Origin of the sequence: Rhizobium sp. 'Codium 1' (assembly GCF_020889605.1) — a bacterium.
GTDB classification, from domain to species: Bacteria; Pseudomonadota; Alphaproteobacteria; order Rhizobiales; family Rhizobiaceae; genus Allorhizobium; species Allorhizobium algae.
In genome coordinates, this window is the sequence record NZ_JAJGPW010000002.1 from 115,416 (window position 1) to 136,611 (window position 21,196).

Genomic DNA, 21,196 nt, shown 5'->3' on the forward strand with positions numbered 1-21,196 from the left:
GTCACGCCCCCTTCGAGAAGATGAGCAGCGCGCTACCGCCGATGACACAGGCCGTCGCCAGGAAATCGAAACGGTTGAGGCTGCGTTTCGGCGTACCGAAGAGGCCGAACTGATCGGAGAGGAGACCAAACAGGATCTGCCCGACGAGAAGCAGCGACAGGCCACCGGCCAGCGCCAGTTCGGAATTGACCGCGATCGAGCTTAGCGCCACCGCAAATGCCCCCGGCGCGCCGCCGAGATACGACCACAGCGGCGCCCTGCCGCGCGCAGGCATGCGCCCCGCCCGGCGCGCCACGGCGCCATTCGCGAGCAACAGGAAAAATGCGACGATTCCACCCACCCCATGCACCACCCACGAGGCGGTAAACGGCGTGGTCAGCGCAGCAAGGCCGCTGTTGATGGTCACCATGACCGCGAGCAGCACGCCGGCGAGAACCGCCCAGATCCAGTCGATATGTCTGTGCATGTCACTCCTGAGGGCCTGTCGCCCGGAAAGTTGCCGGAAGTCGCACGCCAGGGCTAAGCGATCGCATAGCCCTCACCGGGTTCCGCAGACAAGCCAATTCGAAGAATGAACCGATCAGCGCCATGAATGCCGGCAGGCTGAAAAATGCGAAACGGGGCATCGCTGCCCCGTTTCAAACACCTGGTCGTTTCCGTCGCGGCCGTCAGAACTCCGACCATTCGGCAGCAGCCGCCGTATTGCCCTTGAAGGCATTGACGAGCTTGCGACCGAGCGCCCTTGCCGGCGATGCCTGCGGCTGGCTTGCCGGCTGCAGCGGTGCCAGGCGGGGAGCCGCGGGGCGATAGGCCTCCTCGCCCAGCCGGAACTGGCCGAGCAACAGCGTCAGCGCGCTCGCCTGCTGCGCCAGACCATGGCAGGCGGCCGTCGACTGCTCCACCATGGCCGCATTCTTCTGCGTCCCCTGGTCCATCTGGTTGACTGCAGAACTGATCTCGGCAAGACCGGTGGACTGCTCGCGTGCCGAGGTGACGATCGCCGCAACGTTCTGGTTGATCTCCTGAACTTCGCCAACGATCACCTGCAGGGCCTGTCCCGTCTCGCCCACGAGAGCGACGCCGTTGCGCACCTGCTCGCCGGATGCGGTGATGAGCCCCTTGATCTCCTTTGCCGCATTGGCCGAGCGCTGTGCCAGTTCACGCACTTCCTGGGCGACGACTGCAAATCCCTTGCCGGCTTCCCCGGCACGCGCGGCCTCGACGCCCGCATTCAGAGCCAGAAGATTGGTCTGGAACGCAATCTCGTCGATCACGCCGATGATGTTCGAGATTTCGACCGAAGACTTCTCGATCGCCTGCATGGCAGCGACCGCCCGTCGCACGACGTCGCCCGACCGTTCGGCACCGATTCGCGTCCGCGACACCAGCGCGCCGGCCTCTTCGGCGCGAACCGCGCTGTCCTTGACCGCCGTGGTCACCTGTTCGAGCGCGGCTGCGGTCTCCTCAACGGAGGCCGCCTGCTGCTCGGTCCGCTTCGACAGATCCTCGGCGGCTGCCAGCATTTCTCCGGCACCGGCATCGATCGCCCGGGCATTGTCGCCCACGGCGCGCATGGCGTCGCGCAGTCGCTCGACGGAATGGTTGAAGTTCAGACGCAGCGGATCGAGGTGATCGGCAAAGCGGTCCTCGATCTCGACCACAAGGTCCCCATCCGAAAGTTTCTGCAATCCGCCGGCCAGACGGTCCACGGCAAACTGCACCTCGGCTGCTTCCCGGGCCCGCTGTTCCTCGCGCAGCAGACGTTCGCTCTCGCTCAGCGACCGGTTTTCCTCGGCCTGACGTTCCAGCGCGATGCGTTCGATCGCATTGTCGCGGAAAACCGATACGGCAGCAGCCATGTCGCCGATCTCGTCCGTGCGGCCGGCATAGGGGATGGCCGTGTCCGTATCGCCCGCAGCAAGCCCCCGCATGGCACCGGTGATGGCCGAAATCGGACGTGCCACGCGGGTGACTGAAACATAGGCCGCGGCAAGGGCAACGAAGGCTGCGACAAGAACAGCGGCAATCGACAGCTGCAAGGCCAGCGACGATGAAGAGAGCGCCTCTGCTGCGACCTTGTCTCCGGCACGATGGTTGATCTCGCTGATGTCGTTCAGGCTCAGATCCATCGCATCGCCAATGGGCGCCATCTGAGCGATCGTGTCCTTGGCCTGGTAGATCTTGGACGCAAGCGCCTGCTCGACCAATGTCTGGCCAAGCGCCTGATACTCGCTGTTTGCCGCCTTGAACGCGTTGAAACGCTCCCGCACATCCGCAAGGGCAATTCCACCGTCGAAAGTGGCAATCGACGCATCCAGCCGATCGCGCATGGCGGCGACCTTCTCTGCCAGCGCCTTCTTCTCCGCCGAAGTGCCGGCGCTGAGGATCATCAGGTTCATCCGACGGACTTCGCCGAGTTGAGATTCGACATCCGCGATCATCATCGATCGATCAAGCCGATTGTCGAAGGCCTCCAATTGCCCTGTCATGTCGGTGACAGAACGCAAGGCAATGGCGCCCTGGCCGAGCGAGACGATGACCATGAGGCCGAAGAGCAGCGGCAGAAGTATTCTGATCTTGAGATTTTTCACGACTGAAATCCAGGATTGAAACGGGACGGAACTGTCGGAGAAAGCCGACATTCCTCCATGCCAAATTGAATTCTAACAAAGCCTTACGGCCCGAATGGCAATTCTTGCCTCGTCCACAGGTCCAGTGGCTGCGCACCGAATGGAAAAGGGGGCATCGCTGCCCCCTCTCCGGATCGGTTTGGCATCTGGCGACGGATTACTCCGCCGCCGCGTCTGCCGACTGATCGAGCGCCTTGGCCTCTTCTTCGGCCTTGCGGGTCTTCTCCAGCTCGTCCTCCGGATCCGTCTGGTCCGGCAGAAACCCGCCCGACTGACGGTTCCACAGATCCGCATAGATCCCGCCGGTCTGCACCAGTTGCTGATGCGTCCCCTCTTCGACGATCCGTCCCTTGTCGAGCACGATCAGCCTGTCCATCTGCGTCAGCGTCGACAACCGGTGCGCAATGGCGATGACCGTCTTGTCCTCGATCAGCTTGAACAGGCTCTCCTGGATCGCCGCCTCGACTTCCGAATCGAGCGCAGACGTCGCCTCGTCGAGAACGAGGATCGGCGCATCCTTGAGGAAGACCCGGGCGATCGCGATACGCTGCCGCTGTCCGCCGGAGAGCTTCACGCCGCGTTCTCCCACATGAGCGTCGAGACCGCTGCGACCCTGCATGTCGGAGAGCCCCTGGATGAACTCCCAGGCATTCGCCCGCTTCGCCGCTTCGATCACATCCGCATCCGTGGCATCCGGCCGTCCATAGGCGATATTGTCGCGGATCGAGCGATGCAGGAGCGACGTGTCCTGCGTCACGACACCGACCAGCGCCCGAAGACTGTCCTGGCTCACCGCCGAGATGTCCTGGCCATCGACGAGGATCTTGCCCTTCTCGATGTCGTAGAACCGCAGGAGCAGGTTCATCAGCGTCGTCTTGCCCGCACCGGAGCGTCCGACGAGGCCGACCTTCTCGCCCGCCCTGATGGTCAGGGAGAAATCCTCGATCACGCCCTTCTGCTTGCCGTAGTGGAAGCGCACGCCGTCATAGACGATCTCGCCTTCCGGTACGGCGAGGGACCTGGCGTCGGGCTTGTCGACGATGTCATGCCCCTTCGTCATCATGCCCATGCCGTCATAGACAGTGCCGATGTTTTCGAACAGGGCTGCAACTTCCCACATGATCCATTGCGACATGCCGTTGATACGCATGGACAGGCCGATGGCGACCGCGATCGCGCCAACGGAGACCGTCCCGTTCAGCCAGAACCAGATGCCGAGCGCTGCAACGAAGAACTGCACGATGGCATTGTTGATATCGACGCAGATATTGAGCAGTGAAATCTGCCGCATCTGCCGGTGCACGGTGCCGAGGAACCCGTCCATGCCCTCGCGCGCATAGGTCTCCTCGCGGCCGGCATGCGAAAACAGCTTTACCGTGCCGATGTTCGTGTAGCTGTCGACGATCCGCCCCGTCATCATCGAGCGGGCATCCGCCTGCTCGCTGGAGGATTTGCGCAGTTTCGGAATGAAGTAGCGCAGGATCAGCGCGTAGACCGCCAGCCACAGCACCAGCGGCACGCCGAGACGCCAGTCGACGGACGCGACCAGCGCCAGCATCGAAACGAAGAAGGTCACGGCATAGATGAAGACATCGATGATCTTCATCACGCTTTCGCGGATCGACAGCGCCGTCTGCATCACCTTGGTCGAGACGCGACCGGCGAATTCGTTGGCAAAGAAGGTCATCGAATGGCGCAGCAGGAAGCGGTGCATCTGCCAGCGCGCGATCATCGGAAAATTGCCGGCCAGCACCTGGTGCATGGTGATCGTGTGCACGACGCCAATCAGCGGCAGGCCGATGAGGAGCAGCGCCGCCATCCAGGCAAGCGTGCCGCCCTCCGTCTGCAGAAAGGTGGCGCGATCCGCCGTCGACAGCCAGTCCACGATATTGCCGAGGAACTGGTAGAGAAAAACTTCGGCAACCGCGATCAGCCCCGAGCACAGGCCAAGCAGCACCAGCCACCAGCCGGCCGGCTTTGTGTAGTGCCAGCAGAAGGCGACGAGCCCCGTGGGAGGCAGCGTCGGCTCACCGGCCGGATACGGATTCAGGCGGTTTTCGAACCACGAGAACATGGAAAGTCTCCAGAAATGGCGCGCAGGCGACACCGGGCAATGGGCGCCGCAGAAACGCGAATAAATCAATGATTGAGGCCAGTTGCGGCCGCAGGATGAATCAGTTTGGGAAAGGAAGCAGCAGTGACGCGCTCAGGCGCCAAGAGCCATAAATCGGGGCTGGCGCGAAATACCGAATAGATCCATCGATGGCCCTCCCGCTTGCGTGTGGACAAGAGCCTCGTTCTAGCGGGCGCGCGCGTTTTTTGCCAGCCGGCATTTCCGGCGCGCGCGACTTTCAGCGGCAACTGTTGCACTCCGATCACAGAGCAAAGCCAAGGCATCCGGCGATGCTTGAGCACCAGATGCGGATCGCCTAAGAGCCTTCCATGTCCGACCTTCGTATCGCTCTCTATCAGCCCGACATTCCCGGCAATACCGGGACCATCCTGAGGCTTGCCGCCTGCCTCGGGCTGCAGGTCGACATCATCGAACCGGCCGGCTTCGTGCTCTCCGACAAGAACCTCAAGCGATCGGGCATGGATTACCTCGCAAGCGTCGCCATGACCCGTCACGTCAACTGGGAGCGTTTCGACACCTGGCGAAAGGCGCAGGGCCGCCGCCTCGTCCTCGCCTCCACCCGGGCCGCCCTGCCCTACACCACCTTCGACTACGCAGCCAACGACATCCTTCTTTTCGGACGCGAGAGCGCCGGCGTGCCCGATCACGTGCACGATGGTGCCGATCACCGGATCATCATTCCGATGGTCGAGGGGCAGAGGTCGATCAACGTCGCCATGTCGGCTGCGATGATCACCGGCGAAGCGCTCCGCCAGACCGGGATCTGACCCCGGCCCATTCCAACCAGACAGAAGTCAAGGCGCGCCATCCGGCCATGGATTAGGATGGCTCCATCGTGACGGCACAGGCACGTCCATCGGCAATTGCGAATTCACCCGAAACGAGATATGCTGCATTGCAGCAAAATGGGAGATGAAGTCATGTTCGAGACAGCATTCGCCCTGGGCCTCACCCAGTTCGCCCGATCCTTGAGCTTCCCCGAGCGCGTCCGGCACCGCACGATGCGCAACGCGGCACTCGAACCCTGGCGCCTCCGCAACACCGGCATCGACGCCCTCTATTACGACGTCAAGGCGCTCACGGCTGACGAAGCCTTCTACATCAGCGACAGCATCGCCTCGGAAGGCCTGATCATGATCGTCCCGCCAACCGGTGGCGGCATGTTGACCCTCTGCGACAGTGTCGACGAATTCCGCCTGTGTGGCGGCCGAAACGTGCGCGCCATGGCGGTGGCCGGCATTGGTGGCTCGGCCATAGGTGCCGCCGCCTTTGCCCGCAATGTGGCCGATGCGATCGGCGCGCCGGTTGCGGCCGTCGTTTCCGGCTACGGTCTCGGCGACATCGTCAATGAGGCCATCGGTGGTGCCTTCCTCTTCGGCTGGCTCGGCCATATCCGCAGCAATCTCGAAGTCATCGACGACGTCGTCGGCCGTCCGAAGCTCGGCGCCTACGGCAAGCGTGACGAGGACGCCGACACCAACCGCCGCACCGGCCTCGACAGCGATACTGTGGCCACCCTGCTCGACGATGCGACGCTCAACTTTACACTCATCGCAGGCCATTCACGCGGCAACTGCGTCATCGCCGACGCTCTTGAAGCCCTTGAGGTCCGTGATCCGGGCCGGGTCGAAACTCTCGCCAGGACCGCCCGCATCGTGACCTTCGGTGGCCGCATCAAGATGCCGGATGCCTTCACGGAGGTGATCGACATTGTTGGCGAACTCGACTGGTTCGGCGAGATGAATTCACGCCCCAAGATTGAAGCCGACATCAAGGTCCCCTTTTGCGGCCACTCGACGAACACCGATCTGCCAGGTGCCCTCCAGGTGACGAAGATCCTCGGCGAGATCCTGAACGACAAGGCCCCCGCGGCCGAAAACGCGTCAGCACAGGTCGTAGAAGCACCGCTCGCGCCAGCCGCGACCAAAGTCGCAGCAGAAGCGGCGGAAATTGTCGAGGCCGTCGAAGACGCAGCCCCGCCTGTGATCGAAGAGCAACCCGTCCCGCCGATGGCCAGCCCCGAACCGGAGACACCTGTCGCCGTCGAAGCCATGGCACCGGCCCCGTCGTCGCAGGTGGACGAACCTCCGGCAGCAGCCGACGTCGCGCAATCAGCGAAGGCCTCGGCCCCGCCGGAAGGCAAAACGCCCCCGCCGGCCGGCCGAAAACCTGTGACACCGATCATGGCCCCGCTGCCGCGAGGCCGTGGCAAGCGCACGCGTCCGAAGACCTGACAGAGCGCGGCAGCCGAAACATCGAGGCCCGCGCGAAGCGGGCCTTTTCGATTCCGGATCAGGGCCTTGCGATCAGAGTTTCAACCAGGCCGTCATCGAAACATTGGCGATGTTGAGGGAAGAGGACTGCAATTGCTCCTGAACCTTCTCGGCCATCAGGCGCACGCCTTGCTCACTGAGTTCACTGTCGACCAGGCGGCTCACGCCAAGTTCCGAAGCCCCCTGGATCGCCGCAACGCCGAGGCCGCCACCGCTCACCTGATTGCGGGTCGAGTTAACCGCCGCACTTGCGCCGACCATGTCGATCAGCACCCGGTTGAGGGATGAGATCATGCCGTCGATCTCGTCGCTGGTCGTGCCACGGTCGAGGCGGATTTCACGGGCGCCAGCTTCGGCCGGCTCTTGCGAGCCCGCATCCAGAAGGAAATAATTGTAGGGCGCACCGGCGAGTGTCGAGCCGCCATAGGCACGGGTCAACGTGCCGTCCCGAGCCTCCTGTCGGGACACGAGCGTCGATCTGGCCGTATCGAAATCGACCATGTTGATCGACAGGCTGCGATCCTCGCCAACGGTGACCGAGGCAATCAGCGACGCGACCTTTGGCCGCCCGCCGGCCTCCATCTTCAGCCAGTTGTCGCCATTAAAGCTGCTCTCATCGATCGCTGTGCCGAGATCGGCTTTCATCTGGGAGATGTCGGCATTGATGCCTTCCCGATCGACGCCGACGGCCTTGGCGAAAATTAGCTTCTGCTGGATTTGCGCGACGATGTCAGTCGCCTGCTCGAGGCCGAGCGCTGCCGTATCGGTGACTGCAACCGCAATGTCATTGGCTTCCTGCACGCTGGCCATCGATAGACTGCCGGGGCGCATGGTGGTGGCAATCGACCAGTAGGCGGACGCATCCGCCACCGTCTCGGGGTCTGGCGCTGCGGATTGCCTCATGGTCCATTCGAGCGCAGACGCAGATGCGCTTGCCATCGGCGCCGCACGGGCCAGTGACGGAGTGAGCAAATCTGAACTCATGAGGAAACCCTGTGTCGCATGTCATGTCGATCCGGCGCCGATATCATTCCGGCTATGTAGGGATCAGGTTAGCGACGAGGTTTTGTGATAGGCTTTCGTGGAAGGTTAGAGTTTTAGCGGATTGTCGATTTCACTCCCCATCGACCGGCCCGACCATCAATCGGCCGAAGGCAGCCGGCGCATGGTGAACTCGATCTGGTCACCATCGATCTGGCGCCAGCTCTCCACTTCGGTCCAGTAGGCGGCCTTTGGAAAGGTGTCGAACCATTCGCGAGCCTTGGCGCGAGCCTCTTCACGGGTCATGCAATAGGTCTCCCGCACGAAATGACCTCCCAGGCGCCCGGCTGAACCGGCACGGCGGTCGACAATGCGCTTTTTCAAGCCGTTGAAAGACGGCGGGCCGGGCATCTTCTTCATGAAACACCTCGCGGACAGTCAGATTAATGCAGTCCAAACGGGAACGCGAGTCGATTTTCCGGGGACACCCCGACCCCGATATGGTCGCCCGGGATTTCACCTGATATTCCTGTCGCTCGCGAGAATTGCCAAAGGCATAGTGAGGGAAGACATGGAGCGACCGGTTCTGCCGAAAGGCCTGCCTGCGGATATCGAGGACAAGAAGTCGACCGCGCGTGCATGGTTCGAAAGCCTGCGCGACGCCATCTGCGCCTCCTTCGAGACCCTGGAGCAGGAATTGACCGGGCCGATGTCGGAACGCGAGCCTGGCCGTTTCCAGGCAAAGGACTGGCAGCGCGAGGAAGGCAAGGGCGGCGGCGGCCGCATGTCGATGATGTACGGCCGCGTCTTCGAAAAGGTCGGCGTGCACACCTCGACCGTGCACGGCGAATTCTCGCCCGAATTCCGCAAGCAGATGCCGGGCGCGGAAGAAGACCCCCGCTTCTGGGCCTCCGGCATTTCCCTGATCGCCCATCCTGTCAATCCGCATGTGCCGACAGTGCACATGAACACCCGCATGGTGGTGACCTCTAGCCACTGGTTCGGCGGCGGCGCCGACTTGACCCCTGTGCTCGATCGCAGGCGCACCCAGGACGATCCGGACACCCGCCTCTTCCACCGCGCGATGGAAGTCACCTGCGAACGCCATCCGGCGGTCGCCGATTACCCCGCCTACAAGAAGTGGTGCGAGGATTATTTCTTCCTGCCGCACCGCAATGAAGCACGCGGCATTGGCGGGATCTTCTTCGACTGGCTGACGGCAGACGAGCAGAAAGGGGGCTGGGACGCCAATTTCGCCTTCGTCCAGGATGTCGGCCGCGCCTTCAATCTCGTCTATCCGAAGATCGTGCGCGCCAATTTCAACAATCCCTGGACCGACGAGGACCGCGAGGAGCAACTTGTCCGCCGCGGCCGCTACGTGGAGTTCAACCTGCTCTACGACCGTGGCACGATCTTCGGCCTGAAGACGGGCGGCAATGTCGAATCAATCCTGTCCTCGCTTCCCCCACTCGTGCGGTATCCCTGATCGGCCGCGTTACCGCTGACACAGTTATCCACAGGCGAGTTTACAGAAAAGAATGGCAGGACTTTTCCGCCGCTTACGCGATTGTGTTGGACGAACTTGACAGTTTTCATTGCGCTCCACCGGGCACGAGGCCATTCTGCGGCCTCACGCAGTATCGAGGAGGAGATTGCGATGACCCCATCCAGCTCAGTGTCCGTACCCCGCGTCAGTGAATCCGCCGACCGCGCTATGGGAGCGCCCCAGTTGATTGATCGATTGGCGGAAGAGTTGCGTGCATCAAGTGATGTCGATCTGCCCCATTCCTATTTCGTCGAGCAGGTACGCCTGGGCCTGGCCGGCCGCGATAGGGCGGATCGCGTCGTCGCCAATGATGTCGCAAGTGGCGCCCATCTCGGCCGAAAGGCGAATGCAGGGGCGGTCTTCCATGCCTGGGCCATGCCAGATTGATCACACCGAATCCACCGCGTCGAGTGACTTGCCCGCACCCTGTGCGGGCATTTTTTTTGTTCGGCGCCGGGGAACATAAGCCCGATTTCTGCGTTTCTCCTCTTTGAGGAGACGATGGAGGAACGATCATGAAACGCTTCGAATGCGGAACGCTGGTCCCCGGTTGCGATTGGCATACACGCGCCGACGAGGAGGCCGAAGTCGTCAGACGCGCTGTCGAGCACATGCGGACCGCCCATGGCGAGGACATCATTCGCCCCTCGATGGTCGACCACATCAAGGAACGCATCCGGGACGAGCAACCGAATCCGGCCTGACAGAAGCTTCCGGTCACTGGTGCGCATGACCCGGAGCCCCCTCGGCCGGCCCCGGGTGTGAACACGCCCGCTCAACTGGCGGGCAGCATGACCTTGTCGATGACATGAATGACGCCGTTGTCCGCGCGGATATCGGCCGACACCACATTTGCGCCATCGACTGTGACACCCGAACCCGACTTGGTCACGGCCAGTGTGCGATCACCGCCGCTCTTGATGGTGCGGACATGGATGGTGCGACCGGGCAGCATGGTGGAAGTCAGTTCGCGACCGACGACGTGGTAGCTCAGGATTGCGGCGAGCTGATCCTTGTTCTCCGGCTTCAGCAGGTTTTCAACCGTTCCCGCCGGCAGGGCAGCAAAGGCCTCGTCGGTCGGGGCGAAGACCGTGAGCGGTCCGCCCGACGAAAGCGCGTCCACCAGGCCTGCGGCCTGGGCGGCGGCAAGCAATGTCTTGAAACTGCCGGCCTGCTGGGCAGTCTCGACAATATTGGCAGCACTTGCGGACGATACGGTGAAGGTCATGCCGGCTGCGACACATGCAACTATGAAACGGTTCATGGAATTTCCTCCTCTGAAGGCCGGACCGACCTCATGTCGATCATCGGCAACGAAGAGAGATACGCGACCGACAGGCTCATCGGATTGCCGGGCGAAGGACACTCATTGTTGAGCAGGCTTCGCAAATCCAATCGAAGCGATAGGCGTATCGATCCGGTCAGACTTGATGAATGTCAGGTCCGGGCAAACGTCTCCAGCCGCGCCAGCAGGTCCTCACGGCTGAGGTTGAACTGCGATGCGATCCAGCCCTCCTCCAGCTTGCCGAGGATTTCTCCAACCCTGGGGCCTGCGGCAATACCGGCCGCAAGCACGTCGCTGCCCTTGACCGGCAGGACAGGCCTAACGAAGGCTTCTGCCCGCTTCAGCAGCGCGAACAATCGGGCGCTGCGGGCCATGGCCTTAACATCCCCTTCGGCCCGCGAACGCGCTGAAGCCAGCTCCAGCTTCAGCATCGAGATCATCCCATCCTTGCCGAAGCGATAGAGATCGCGGTCGAAGGCGACATCCGTGACCGTCTCCTGCGGCTTCGGCGCCCGGGCGAAACGATCGAGCGCCAGTGCCTCGGCATTGGAGAGCCTCAACCGTTCCGAGAGCGTGACGAGCCGCGCCGCATCCTTCGGCACGATGGCGCAGAGCCTGAGCAGCGCATCCGGCTCCCAGCCGAGCGCCTGTTCGGCCGCGATCAGCCCGGGGATCGCATCGATCCCCCATTTCTCCGTCTCCGGCAGGATTTCGGTCAGGACACCCGACTGACGCATCCAGAGCAAGGCCCGCCCGGGATCACGCGCTGACAGCAGCTTCTTGATTTCGCTCCAGACCCGCTCGGCCGACAGGCTCTTGAGCTGCGTCCGGGCCCGGGCGCTGGCCTTCAACCCCTCCGTATCAGGCCGCCCGCTGCCATAATGCGCGAAGAATCGGAAGAAGCGCAGGACGCGCAGATAATCCTCGGCAATCCGCTGCTCGGCATCGCCGATGAAGCGAATTGTCTTCGTTTCGATATCCTTCAAGCCCCCGACGAGATCGATGACCTCGCCATCGAGCCCGACATAAAGCGCGTTGATCGTGAGATCCCGTCGATCCGCGTCCTCCTGCCAGCTGGCCCCGAAGGCGACCTCGGCATGCCGTCCGTTGGTCTCGACGTCGCGCCTGAGTGTCGTCACCTCGTAGCCCTTGCCGTCGTAGACGAGCGTCACGGTGCCGTGCTCGATCCCCGTCGGCACCACCTTGATGCCTTCCGCCGCGGCTCGCCCGCTCACCTCTTCCGGCACAAGCGTCGTCGCCAGATCGATGTCGCCGACGGCAAGTCCCATCAGACTGTTGCGGACGGCGCCACCGACCACCCGCGTCTCCGCTCCGCCCGAATTGAGCAGCGTCATCACACGCTGCAATCCCGGCTCCTGGAACCAGTCGCGATCGGCAAGATTGGTCATGTATAGAGCCTTTCGTAGAGCGTGCGGATGATCCCGGCCGTAATGCCCCAGATATGCCGTTCCCGATAGGGCATCACATAGAAATGCCGGACGGACCCCTGCCACATGCGACTGTCCTGCCGATGATTGGCCGGGTTCATCAGAAACGACAGCGGCACCTCGAAGACGCTGTCCACCTCGTCAGGATTGAGCGTCAGCGAAAACCCCGGCTGGATGACACCGAGCACCGGCTGGATGCGGAAACCTGTTCCCGAGAGATATTGCGGCAAACGTCCGACTGTCTCGACAAAGCGCCGGTCGAGCCCGATCTCCTCCTCCGCCTCGCGCAGCGCCGCCTCTTCCGGAGAGGCGTCCGTCGAATCGATGCCGCCACCGGGAAAGGCGATCTGGCCGGCATGCTTGCGCAGCTTGCTGGTGCGTTGTGTGAGAATGATCCGCGCGTCATCGACATCGTCGATCACGCCGATCAGGACCGCCGCATCTTTCAGCTTCAGCTGTTCATATTCCAGGATCGTATCGCGGTTCAGCACGTGATCGCCATGGTCGCGCCACGCGTGTTCGAGCGGCGCCCCTACCTGTTCCAGCGCCCGGCGACGGAATTCGTCTGCAGTAAAATTCACCAGGCTCATCGCGACAGTCGATCGAGTTCGTCGGCCGGCATGACGGGGAAGACCATGCCGCGTGAGCGGATGACGAACATTGCCCGCCCCTCGACATCGAGAACCTCCCCACGCTCGACGAGATCATACATGACGGCGCGCGACACCAGCGCTTCCAGCCGTCCGCGCACGCCAAGATAGGGTTTGAGTTCATGGTTCTCGCCGATCACCTCGAAACGCAGCCTATGCTCGGGTCCGGCCTCGACCACATCGCCGACATTGGTGCGAAATGTCAGCACCGACTCACCCGCATCTTCCGTCACACTCATCTCGACGGCGATGAAATGCGCGTCCTCGACGCGGATGCCAACTTTTTCCACAGGTGTGACAAGATAGGTCTTGCCGTCCTCGTCCTTGCGCAGAACTGTCGAGAACAGGCGGACCAGAGGCTCTCGACCGATCGGCGTCCCCATGTAGAACCAGGTCCCGTCGGCCCTGATCTCCATGTCGAGATCCCCGCAGAACTGCGGTTCCCAGCGTTCCACCGGCGGCAGTGACTGCTTTCCGCCTGATGTTTGCGCTGATGCGCGCGAAATCAGCGCAGCAAGCCCCGCCGCATCTGTTGTCGCCTTCAGCGTGTCGCTTGCCATCTTTGCGTCCCGGTTTTGTCTTTAGCCTATAACAGTCACGAGATAGTCATTCGAAACGTCCTTGTCAGCCGCCCTCTCGCCAATAAGTTAGTTTCAGTAACATGCACCTTCGCGCGTCCGTACGATTCGCCGGACCAGGCCAAACCAATTGGAGCAGACCATGGGCATGATGCCAAATCCTGATATTGCCATGGATGAGAATGCGATCATCGCTGCGGCCGAAAAAGCCCTCGCCGACATCGCGGCGATCCGCCAGGAAGTGGCGAAGGTCATCTTTGGTCAGGAAAAGGTCGTCGAGAACACTCTGCTCGCGATCCTCTCCGGGGGACATGCGCTGCTCGTCGGCGTGCCGGGCCTTGCCAAGACCAAGCTGGTGACGACGCTTGGCACGGTTCTCGGCCTCGACGCCAATCGCATCCAGTTCACTCCCGACCTCATGCCATCCGACATCCTCGGCACCGAAGTCATGGACCAGGACGACACCGGTCGCCGCTCCTTCCGCTTCGTCAAGGGACCTGTCTTCGCCCAGCTCCTGATGGCCGACGAGATCAACCGCGCCAGCCCGCGCACCCAGTCGGCGCTGCTGCAGTCGATGCAGGAGTATCACGTCACCATCGCCGGCCAGCCCTATCAGCTGCCCGCCCCCTTCCATGTGCTCGCCACCCAGAACCCGCTCGAGCAGGAGGGCACATACCCGCTGCCCGAGGCCCAGCTCGACCGCTTCCTGCTCCAGGTCGATGTCCTCTATCCCGAACTTGCAGCCGAACGACAGATCCTGCTCGAAACGACAGGCGTCGGCGACAAACGCGCCAGTGCGGTGATCTCGAGCGAGCGACTTCTGGAAATTCAGACGTTGATCCGTCAGATGCCTGTCTCAGACACGGTCGTGGACGCGATCCTGACGCTGGTCCGTTCCGCCCGTCCCGGCCATGGCAACGCCGCCACCGACAAGAACGTCGCATGGGGTCCCGGCCCCCGCGCCGGCCAGGCCCTGATGCTCTGCGCCCGGGCCCGTGCGCTCTATGAGGGCCGCCTCGCCCCGTCGATCGACGATGTCTATGCACTCGCTGAGCCGGTGCTGGAACACCGCATGGCGCTGACCTTCCCGGCGCGCGCCGAGGGCATGACCGTCCGCGATGTCATCGCGGGCCTCGTATCCGACCTGCGCAAGTAAGGGAGGCCTTGACCGCGTGGCATCGATCGGCCAGATCGTCGAGAAGACAGCCGGAAGCGACCTGCTGAACCGCGCCCGCCAGCGCGCCGTGCTGGTGCCTGACTGCATGGTCGAGGCAAAGCGGATCGCCAACACCGTGATTGCCGGATGGCATGGCCGTCGCAAGCGTGGCATGGGCGAAAACTTCTGGCAGTTCCGCCCCTATGCCGAAGGCGAAAGTTTTGCCCGCATCGACTGGCGCCGCTCCGCCCGCGACGACCACATGTATATCCGTGACCGCGAATGGGAAGCAGCCCACACTGTCTGGCTCTGGGCCGACATGTCGCCGTCAATGATGTACAAATCAACGCTTGCCTCCGTCTCCAAGGAAAGCCGCGCCCTTGTCGTTCTGCTGGCGCTCGCCGAGATCCTCGCCCGCTCCGGCGAACGCATCGGCTGTCCCGGCATCATGGAGCCGGTCTCGGCCCGCAACGCCGCCGAACGCCTTGCCACCGCCATCATGCACGCTCCGATCACCGAGGGCCTGCCCGACACCCGCATGATCCGGGGGTCGAGCGACATCGTGCTGATCGGCGATTTTCTCGACGATGCCGATCGCGTGATGGAACGCATCACGCCGCTTGCCCGCCGCGGCCTGCGTGGCCATGTGGTCGAGGTCGCTGATCCCGCTGAAGAGACTTTCCCCTATACCGGTCGCACCGAATTCACCGACCCCGAAACCGGCGAGAAGCTGACCTCCGGTCGCGCCGAAACGCTGCGCGATGACTATCAGCAGGCCTATCTCGCACGGCGCGAAAGCATGTCGGACCAGCTGCGCCGCATGGGCTGGAGCTTTACCCACAACCGCACCGATCGCCTCGCATCCGAGGCCCTCGTCGCCGTGCACATGCACCTGTCGGGCATGCCGCCCGCCATCAACAGGAGCGCGGGCTGATGTTCGGCATCCCCCTGGCTTTCGGCGCCCCCGCCATTCTCGGTGCCCTGCTCGCTCTGCCGCTCATCTGGTGGCTGCTGAAGCTCACCCCGCCGCGCCCGAAGGCGGAGGTCTTCCCGCCGCTGAAGATCCTGGCCGGCGTCTTGAAGCGCGAGGAAACGCCGTCGAAAAGCCCATGGTGGCTGACGCTCCTGCGCATGCTGATGGCCGCGATCGTTATTTTCGCGCTCGCCGACCCTGTCCTCAATCCGCGCAACGCCACCCTCTCCGCCAACGGCCCGCTGCTCCTCGTGATTGACAACGGCTGGGCGACCGTCAGCGACTGGGACCGCCGCGTCGAAACCGCAACCGCTCTGATCGGCGACGCCGCAGACCGCAGCCTGCCCGTGTCGATCGTCTTTACGGCCGACGCAAACCATGACGCGATCCCCGGCACCGCAGCCGTCGCCCTCGAAAAGCTTGCCGCCGCCACCCCGCATCCGCTGCGCCCCAATCGGGTCAGAACGATTGAAGCCCTGCGCACCACCTTCTCCGCTGAAACGCCGGGCACGCTTGCCTATGTCTCCGACGGCATTGCACGCGATGCGGAAGACCCTTTCCTCTCGGATCTTGCCGGTCTCTCGCCCGCCGAGTTCCGCATCGTTGAGGGCGATGGTGCAGCAAGCGTCGCAATTACCAACGCCAACAACGGGTCCGATGCGCTCACTGTCACCCTATCGCGCCTGAACGCCTCGGAAGCCCGCAGCGTGATCATCGACGCCCAGGACCGCCAGGGCCGCGTCATCGCCTCCGGCCAGGTCGATTTTGCCCCCGGCACCACGGAAGCTTCGGGCGAGATCGCCGCCCCCTTCGAGCTGCGCAACGATTTCGCCCGCCTTTCGATATCAGGCATCGCCTCGGCCGGTGCCACCCACCTGCTCGACGACGGCTTCCGCCGCCGCAAGGTTGCCCTTGTCTCCGGCGACAGCGGCGACGGCTTCCAGCCTCTGCTCTCCCCGCTCTACTACATCGAGCGCGCGCTTGGCCCCTATGCCGATGTCGTCAAGCCCGGCCAGACCGACCTTGCCGTCGCAATTCCCGAAATCCTCGGCCAGAACCCGTCTGCACTCGTGCTCGCCGATGTCGGGCGTCTGCCAGCCGATGTATATGATCCCCTCCAGGCCTGGCTCCGCCGTGGCGGCACACTGATCCGTTTCGCCGGTCCCCGCCTTGCCGCAGCCCCTGCCGACGACCCGCTGGTGCCGGTCATCCTGCGTCAGGGCGAACGCGCGCTTGGCGGTGCGCTCTCCTGGGCAGAGCCGCAGCCCCTCGCCGACTTCCCTGCTTTCGGCCCCTTTGCCGGCATGCCGCGCCCCGAAGGCATTCTCGTCAAGCGTCAGGTGCTTGCCGAACCGACGCCCGACCTTGCTGCCCGCACCTGGGCAAGCCTTGCCGACGGCACACCGCTCGTCACGGTCGAGGATACCGGTGCCGGCCGCATCGTGCTCTTCCATGTCAGCGCCGAGGCCACATGGTCGGATCTGCCAATCTCGGGCACCTTCGTCGAAATGCTGCGCCGCATTGTACAATTGACCCGCGTCGGGGCCGCCGAAGCGGATGGCAGCCAGTCGACAGCCCCATCCCTGCCGCCTTTCCGCCTGCTCAACGAACGCGGCGCGCTGACGGCTGACGCCGGCACGGCAAAGCCGCTCGCGCTCGGGCCCGACCGTCCGGACGCCGCGACCTTCGACAATCCGCCCGGCCTCTACGGCACCGAGGACGGCTTCACCGCCCTGAACCTTCTGCCATCAGATGCGACGCTCCGCCCGCTCCCATCGCCGGCTGGCCTCGCCGTCAGCCGCGACCCGATGGCCGGAACCGCAGCAACGCTGCTGAAACCGGGCCTTCTCACACTCGCCTTCGTCCTGCTCATTCTCGACAGCCTGATCGTGCTCTTCATGGGCGGCGCCTTCTCACGCCTGCCCAAGCGCGCGCCTGTTGCTGCCGCCTCCATGCTTGCTCTTTGCCTGGCGCTCGCCGCCGGCGGCCCGTCGGGTCAGGCGCTTGCCCAGTCGGCGGATGCCAAACCCGGCGACGAACTGATCCTCGAACGGCTCGACAACACCCATCTTGCCTATGTCATCACCGGCGAAACCGAAGTCGACCGCATATCGGAACAGGGGCTTGCCGGCCTCACCGATTTCCTCACCTACCGCACGACGCTCGAACCCGAGCCGCCGGTCGGCGTGGACATCGCGAAGGACGAGCTCTCCTTCTACCCGATCATCTTCTGGCCGATCTCGGCCTCCGCCCCCATGCCCTCGTCGGCTGCCATCAGCCGCATCGACGCCTATATGCGTGCCGGCGGCACCGTACTATTCGACACCCGCGATCAGGGCTCGATGCTGGGCGTAGACACCGGTGCCTCTCCCAATGGTGAACGCCTGCAGGCAATTCTCGCCAATATCGACATCCCGCCGCTGGAGCCGGTCCCGTCGGATCACGTGCTGACCCGCGCCTTCTATCTGCTGCAGGGGTTCCCCGGTCGCTACAGCGGCAGCCCCCTCTGGGTCGAATCCCGCCAGGAAGCCCAGTCGAGCAACAGTGCGGTTGCGTCCTCCGGCGATGGCGTCACCCCGATCATGATCACCGGCAACGACCTGCTCGGCGCCTGGGCGATCGATGCCAACGGCGCCAGCGTCCTGCCGGTCGTGCCCGCCGACGAGATGCAGCGCGAAATGTCCTTCCGCTCCGGCGTCAACATCATGATGTATATGCTGACCGGCAACTACAAGGCAGACCAGGTCCACGTGCCTGCCCTGCTCGAACGACTGGGGCAGTGAGATCATGACGCTCGAATTCGCCCCCTTCATCCCCTGGATTGCAATTGCACTGCTGGCCGTGCTGGCCGTCGTCCTGTCCGTCCTCGGCTTCCTGCGCGGCGTCCGCGGCACCGGCAGCCGCCTGGCCGCTTCCATTGCCGTTCTCGCCGCGCTCGCCAATCCGCTCCTCCTTCAGGAAGAACGCGATCCGCTGACGACAGTCGTCCCCGTGATCGTCGATCGCAGCCAGAGCCAGCAGATCGCCGGCCGGATCGATCAGACCGATCAGGCGCTTGAGGGGATCCGCGAACGCCTCGGCCGCTTCGCCAATATCGAACCGCGCATCATCGAGGTCACCGATCCCGGCGACAGCGATGCCCCGTCCACCAAGCTCTTCGAAGCGCTCGCTGCAGCCACCACGGACGTGCCCCCGGCCCGTGTCGGCGGCGCGATCTTCGTCACCGACGGTCAGGTGCATGATATCCCGGCTGACAACCAGCCTCTTCCCTTCGACGCCCCCGTGCACTCCCTCATCACCGGCAAGGCCGACGAGTTCGACCGCCGCATCGAGATCCTTCGCGCTCCCCGCTTCGGTATCGTCGACGAGGAGCAGGAACTGACCTTCCGCGTCTTCGACGACGGCGAGGCCTCGAACCAGCCGGCCGACGTCTCGGTCAGGATGAACGGCGAAGACCTTGGCATCGTCCCGGCGGTCCCCGGCGCCGAAACCTCCTTCGCCTTCCGGGTTCCCCGCGGCGGCAACAACGTTCTCGAATTTTCCGTGGCCGCCACGCCCGGCGAAGTCACCGACGTCAACAACCGCGCCATTCATCTGATTGAAGGCATTCGCCAGAACCTGCGCGTCCTGCTCGTGTCCGGAGAGCCGCATGCCGGCGAGCGCGCCTGGCGCAACCTGCTGAAATCGGACGCATCGGTCGACCTTGTCCACTTCACCATCCTGCGACCGCCGGAAAAGCAGGACGGCACGCCGATCAACGAGCTCTCGCTGATCGCCTTCCCGACCCGCGAACTCTTCGTCGAGAAGATCAATGACTTCGACCTGATCATCTTCGACCGCTACCAGCATCGCGGCGTGTTGCCGATCCTCTACTACGACTACATCGCCGAATATGTACGCAATGGGGGTGCCCTTCTGATTGCGGCCGGCCCCGAACATGCCGGCCAGGATTCCATCGCGCTCACACCGCTGTCATCGGTCCTGCCCGCCACGCCGACTGGCGACGTGCATCAGGCCGGTTTCTATCCGCGTCTCTCCGCCCAGGGCAAACGCCACCCGGTGACCCGTGGCCTTGATGGCTCCGCCGTCGAGCCGCCGCAATGGGGCCGTTGGTTCCGCAGCGTCGATGTCGGGCGGACCGACGGCGAAACGGTCATGACCGGCGACGGCGACCGTCCCCTTCTCGTCTTGAACCGTGCCAATGAAGGCCGCGTCGCCATGCTGCTCTCCGACCAGGGCTGGCTCTGGGCCCGCGGCTTCGAAGGCGGTGGCCCCCATGTCTCCCTCTATCGCCGCATCGCCCACTGGCTGATGAAGGAACCGGAACTCGAGGAAGAGGCGCTGAAAGCCCGCGCCACCGGCCGCACGCTGGAAGTCACCCGCCAGACCATTGGCGATGCCCCCGGCCCTGCAACGATCACCACCCCTTCGGGTGAAGCCATCGCGCTTGATCTCAACGAGATCCAGCCCGGTCTCTATCGCGGCGAACGCCGCATGACCGAAACGGGCCTGTTCACCATCACCAATGGTGACTTCTCGAGCCTCGTCCATGTCGGTGCCGTCGACGCCCCCGAATTCCGTGGCATGATCTCGACCACCGATATGCTCGCACCGATCAGCGAGAAAGCCAGAGGCCTCACCACCCGCCTCGACGGCGGCAGCGATACGGTCCGCATCCCCGACATCCTGCCCGTGCGCGGCGAGGTCCGCGTCGCTGACGACCGCCGCATGCTGATCCGTCTGACCGATGAGACCGTGCTCAAGGGCGTGAATACGCTGCCACTGTTTGCGGGCTTTGCGGGATTGGGGATCTTGCTGCTCGCAGTCTCGGCCATGTGGTGGCGCGAGGGGCGATAGATCGGTGCCACCATCTGCCGGGTTACCGCCTGTGTTTCCGGCACCCTAAACCGGCATCGCGGGATAGTGGCGATAAACCAGATCTCCTGGCGCCGGCCGTGCCGCTGTCCGGTCCAGCACTGCGCCGAGTCGCATGGCAAGGGTCGCAGATCTCTGGTTTTCCGGATCAACATAGCTGACGAGGCTCGGGAGCCGTCGAACCTCTTTGGCCCAATGAAGTAGCGCCTCGGCAGCTTCAAGGGCATATCCCCGCCCTTCGAATTCCGGATAGATGAACCAGCCCAGCTCCCACTCGGGAAACAGCGGCCCGGCATTGATGCCCACCTGCCCGATGCATGCGCCTGTCGTCTGGTCATCGATCATCAGCGCACCGCAACCCAGCAGGTCCCATTGTGCATGATCGCTGCAGAACATGCCCCAGGCGAGCGTGTCGGAAAATGGGCCGCCCATGAACCGAGCTCGCTCCGACGCCATCAGTTGGCGATACGCGGGCCAGTCCTCGAAACGCATGGCGCGTAGGTTTAGGCGCGGGGTCACAAGCGTCGGAATGGGCGGCATCAACATGACTTTCGGCGAAGATCGGCAACCGATTTATGCAGATTGGGATGGAGCATGTCTAAACACAGACCATGACAGGATGGCCATGCAGGTGAAAAGATCAGCGGGAATGCCCTCTCTCGTCCCT

The 21,196-nt window shown here is 63.5% G+C and carries 19 protein-coding genes; 9 read left to right on the forward strand and 10 right to left on the reverse strand.

Annotated elements, in window-relative coordinates; all coding sequences use genetic code 11:
- Position 1 precedes the first annotated feature (1 nt).
- From LJE98_RS05810 to LJE98_RS05820, 3 genes are all read right to left on the reverse strand, one after another.
- Positions 2-466, reverse strand: a complete 465-nt coding sequence (locus LJE98_RS05810; RefSeq protein WP_229574114.1) for a DMT family transporter — start codon at positions 464-466, stop codon at positions 2-4.
- 202 nt (positions 467-668) lie between these two features.
- Entirely contained in the window at positions 669-2,591 is a 1,923-nt protein-coding gene (locus tag LJE98_RS05815; RefSeq protein ID WP_229574116.1) for a HAMP domain-containing methyl-accepting chemotaxis protein, read from the reverse strand.
- 196 nt (positions 2,592-2,787) lie between these two features.
- Positions 2,788-4,704 (reverse strand): ABC transporter ATP-binding protein, encoded by a 1,917-nt coding sequence (locus tag LJE98_RS05820; protein WP_229574117.1) that lies wholly within the window; start codon positions 4,702-4,704, stop codon positions 2,788-2,790.
- Between the two features lie 368 nt (positions 4,705-5,072).
- On the opposite strand from LJE98_RS05820, the gene LJE98_RS05825 reads away from it, so the two are divergent.
- Positions 5,073-5,531 carry a tRNA (cytidine(34)-2'-O)-methyltransferase gene (locus tag LJE98_RS05825; protein WP_229574119.1) on the forward strand — a complete coding sequence of 153 codons (459 nt, stop codon included), beginning with the start codon at positions 5,073-5,075 and terminating at the stop codon, positions 5,529-5,531.
- 153 nt (positions 5,532-5,684) lie between these two features.
- The gene (locus tag LJE98_RS05830; protein WP_229574121.1) at positions 5,685-6,998 is read left to right on the forward strand and encodes a cell envelope biogenesis protein OmpA; all 1,314 of its coding nucleotides are present in this window, start codon (positions 5,685-5,687) and stop codon (positions 6,996-6,998) included.
- Between the two features lie 72 nt (positions 6,999-7,070).
- Here LJE98_RS05830 and LJE98_RS05835 read toward each other — a convergent pair whose 3' ends face one another.
- On the reverse strand, positions 7,071-8,021 hold the full coding sequence (locus LJE98_RS05835) for a flagellar hook associated protein (RefSeq protein WP_229574123.1): 951 nt from the start codon (positions 8,019-8,021) through the stop codon (positions 7,071-7,073).
- A gap of 156 nt (positions 8,022-8,177) precedes the next feature.
- Positions 8,178-8,438 (reverse strand): hypothetical protein, encoded by a 261-nt coding sequence (locus LJE98_RS05840; RefSeq protein ID WP_229574124.1) that lies wholly within the window; start codon positions 8,436-8,438, stop codon positions 8,178-8,180.
- Positions 8,439-8,589: 151 nt separating this feature from the next.
- Here LJE98_RS05840 and hemF point away from each other — a divergent pair, with 151 nt between their 5' ends.
- From hemF to LJE98_RS05855, 3 genes are all read left to right on the forward strand, one after another.
- Positions 8,590-9,504, forward strand: coding sequence for an oxygen-dependent coproporphyrinogen oxidase (gene hemF / locus LJE98_RS05845; RefSeq protein WP_229574126.1), 915 nt, complete (start codon positions 8,590-8,592; stop codon positions 9,502-9,504).
- Between the two features lie 171 nt (positions 9,505-9,675).
- Positions 9,676-9,951, forward strand: coding sequence for a hypothetical protein (locus LJE98_RS05850; protein WP_229574128.1), 276 nt, complete (start codon positions 9,676-9,678; stop codon positions 9,949-9,951).
- A 128-nt stretch (positions 9,952-10,079) separates the two neighbouring features.
- Positions 10,080-10,268, forward strand: a complete 189-nt coding sequence (locus tag LJE98_RS05855; protein WP_229574130.1) for a DUF1059 domain-containing protein — start codon at positions 10,080-10,082, stop codon at positions 10,266-10,268.
- A gap of 71 nt (positions 10,269-10,339) precedes the next feature.
- Here the strand turns inward: LJE98_RS05855 and LJE98_RS05860 are convergent, their stop codons facing one another.
- From LJE98_RS05860 to LJE98_RS05875, 4 genes are all read right to left on the reverse strand, one after another.
- The gene (locus LJE98_RS05860; protein ID WP_229574131.1) at positions 10,340-10,828 is read right to left on the reverse strand and encodes a fasciclin domain-containing protein; all 489 of its coding nucleotides are present in this window, start codon (positions 10,826-10,828) and stop codon (positions 10,340-10,342) included.
- 173 nt (positions 10,829-11,001) lie between these two features.
- On the reverse strand, positions 11,002-12,258 hold the full coding sequence (locus tag LJE98_RS05865; protein WP_229574133.1) for a CCA tRNA nucleotidyltransferase: 1,257 nt from the start codon (positions 12,256-12,258) through the stop codon (positions 11,002-11,004).
- Positions 12,255-12,887: a CoA pyrophosphatase gene (locus LJE98_RS05870; RefSeq protein WP_229574135.1), complete on the reverse strand. Its 633-nt coding sequence runs from the start codon at positions 12,885-12,887 to the stop codon at positions 12,255-12,257. Before LJE98_RS05870 ends, LJE98_RS05865 begins: the two co-directional genes overlap by 4 nt.
- Positions 12,884-13,507: a DUF1285 domain-containing protein gene (locus tag LJE98_RS05875; protein WP_229574136.1), complete on the reverse strand. Its 624-nt coding sequence runs from the start codon at positions 13,505-13,507 to the stop codon at positions 12,884-12,886. The genes LJE98_RS05870 and LJE98_RS05875 overlap by 4 nt, the downstream gene beginning before the upstream one ends.
- A 166-nt stretch (positions 13,508-13,673) precedes the next feature.
- Here LJE98_RS05875 and LJE98_RS05880 point away from each other — a divergent pair, with 166 nt between their 5' ends.
- The 4 genes from LJE98_RS05880 to LJE98_RS05895 are packed head-to-tail and all read left to right on the forward strand — an operon-like array spanning position 13,674 to position 20,511.
- On the forward strand, positions 13,674-14,681 hold the full coding sequence (locus LJE98_RS05880) for an AAA family ATPase (RefSeq protein ID WP_420710118.1): 1,008 nt from the start codon (positions 13,674-13,676) through the stop codon (positions 14,679-14,681).
- 16 nt (positions 14,682-14,697) lie between these two features.
- Positions 14,698-15,615: a DUF58 domain-containing protein gene (locus LJE98_RS05885; RefSeq protein ID WP_229574140.1), complete on the forward strand. Its 918-nt coding sequence runs from the start codon at positions 14,698-14,700 to the stop codon at positions 15,613-15,615.
- On the forward strand, positions 15,615-18,437 hold the full coding sequence (locus tag LJE98_RS05890) for a DUF4159 domain-containing protein (protein ID WP_229574141.1): 2,823 nt from the start codon (positions 15,615-15,617) through the stop codon (positions 18,435-18,437). Before LJE98_RS05885 ends, LJE98_RS05890 begins: the two co-directional genes overlap by 1 nt.
- A 4-nt stretch (positions 18,438-18,441) precedes the next feature.
- Positions 18,442-20,511 carry a hypothetical protein gene (locus tag LJE98_RS05895; RefSeq protein WP_229574142.1) on the forward strand — a complete coding sequence of 690 codons (2,070 nt, stop codon included), beginning with the start codon at positions 18,442-18,444 and terminating at the stop codon, positions 20,509-20,511.
- A 45-nt stretch (positions 20,512-20,556) separates the two neighbouring features.
- Here LJE98_RS05895 and LJE98_RS05900 read toward each other — a convergent pair whose 3' ends face one another.
- Entirely contained in the window at positions 20,557-21,069 is a 513-nt protein-coding gene (locus LJE98_RS05900) for a GNAT family N-acetyltransferase (protein WP_229574143.1), read from the reverse strand.
- Positions 21,070-21,196: the final 127 nt, after the last annotated feature.

Excerpts from the sequence above, each read along its gene's own strand:
- LJE98_RS05810 (WP_229574114.1), bottom strand. The coding sequence starts at position 466 with ATGCACAGACATATCGACTGGATCTGGGCGGTTCTCGCCGGCGTGCTG.
- LJE98_RS05820 (WP_229574117.1), bottom strand. The coding sequence starts at position 4,704 with ATGTTCTCGTGGTTCGAAAACCGCCTGAATCCGTATCCGGCCGGTGAG.
- LJE98_RS05825 (WP_229574119.1), top strand. The coding sequence starts at position 5,073 with ATGTCCGACCTTCGTATCGCTCTCTATCAGCCCGACATTCCCGGCAAT.
- LJE98_RS05830 (WP_229574121.1), top strand. The coding sequence starts at position 5,685 with ATGTTCGAGACAGCATTCGCCCTGGGCCTCACCCAGTTCGCCCGATCC.
- LJE98_RS05835 (WP_229574123.1), bottom strand. The coding sequence starts at position 8,021 with ATGAGTTCAGATTTGCTCACTCCGTCACTGGCCCGTGCGGCGCCGATG.
- LJE98_RS05840 (WP_229574124.1), bottom strand. The coding sequence starts at position 8,438 with ATGAAGAAGATGCCCGGCCCGCCGTCTTTCAACGGCTTGAAAAAGCGC.
- hemF (WP_229574126.1), top strand. The coding sequence starts at position 8,590 with ATGGAGCGACCGGTTCTGCCGAAAGGCCTGCCTGCGGATATCGAGGAC.
- LJE98_RS05850 (WP_229574128.1), top strand. The coding sequence starts at position 9,676 with ATGACCCCATCCAGCTCAGTGTCCGTACCCCGCGTCAGTGAATCCGCC.
- LJE98_RS05855 (WP_229574130.1), top strand. The coding sequence starts at position 10,080 with ATGAAACGCTTCGAATGCGGAACGCTGGTCCCCGGTTGCGATTGGCAT.
- LJE98_RS05860 (WP_229574131.1), bottom strand. The coding sequence starts at position 10,828 with ATGAACCGTTTCATAGTTGCATGTGTCGCAGCCGGCATGACCTTCACC.
- LJE98_RS05865 (WP_229574133.1), bottom strand. The coding sequence starts at position 12,258 with ATGACCAATCTTGCCGATCGCGACTGGTTCCAGGAGCCGGGATTGCAG.
- LJE98_RS05870 (WP_229574135.1), bottom strand. The coding sequence starts at position 12,887 with ATGAGCCTGGTGAATTTTACTGCAGACGAATTCCGTCGCCGGGCGCTG.
- LJE98_RS05875 (WP_229574136.1), bottom strand. The coding sequence starts at position 13,507 with ATGGCAAGCGACACGCTGAAGGCGACAACAGATGCGGCGGGGCTTGCT.
- LJE98_RS05880 (WP_420710118.1), top strand. The coding sequence starts at position 13,674 with ATGATGCCAAATCCTGATATTGCCATGGATGAGAATGCGATCATCGCT.
- LJE98_RS05890 (WP_229574141.1), top strand. The coding sequence starts at position 15,615 with ATGTTCGGCATCCCCCTGGCTTTCGGCGCCCCCGCCATTCTCGGTGCC.
- LJE98_RS05895 (WP_229574142.1), top strand. The coding sequence starts at position 18,442 with ATGACGCTCGAATTCGCCCCCTTCATCCCCTGGATTGCAATTGCACTG.
- LJE98_RS05900 (WP_229574143.1), bottom strand. The coding sequence starts at position 21,069 with ATGCCGCCCATTCCGACGCTTGTGACCCCGCGCCTAAACCTACGCGCC.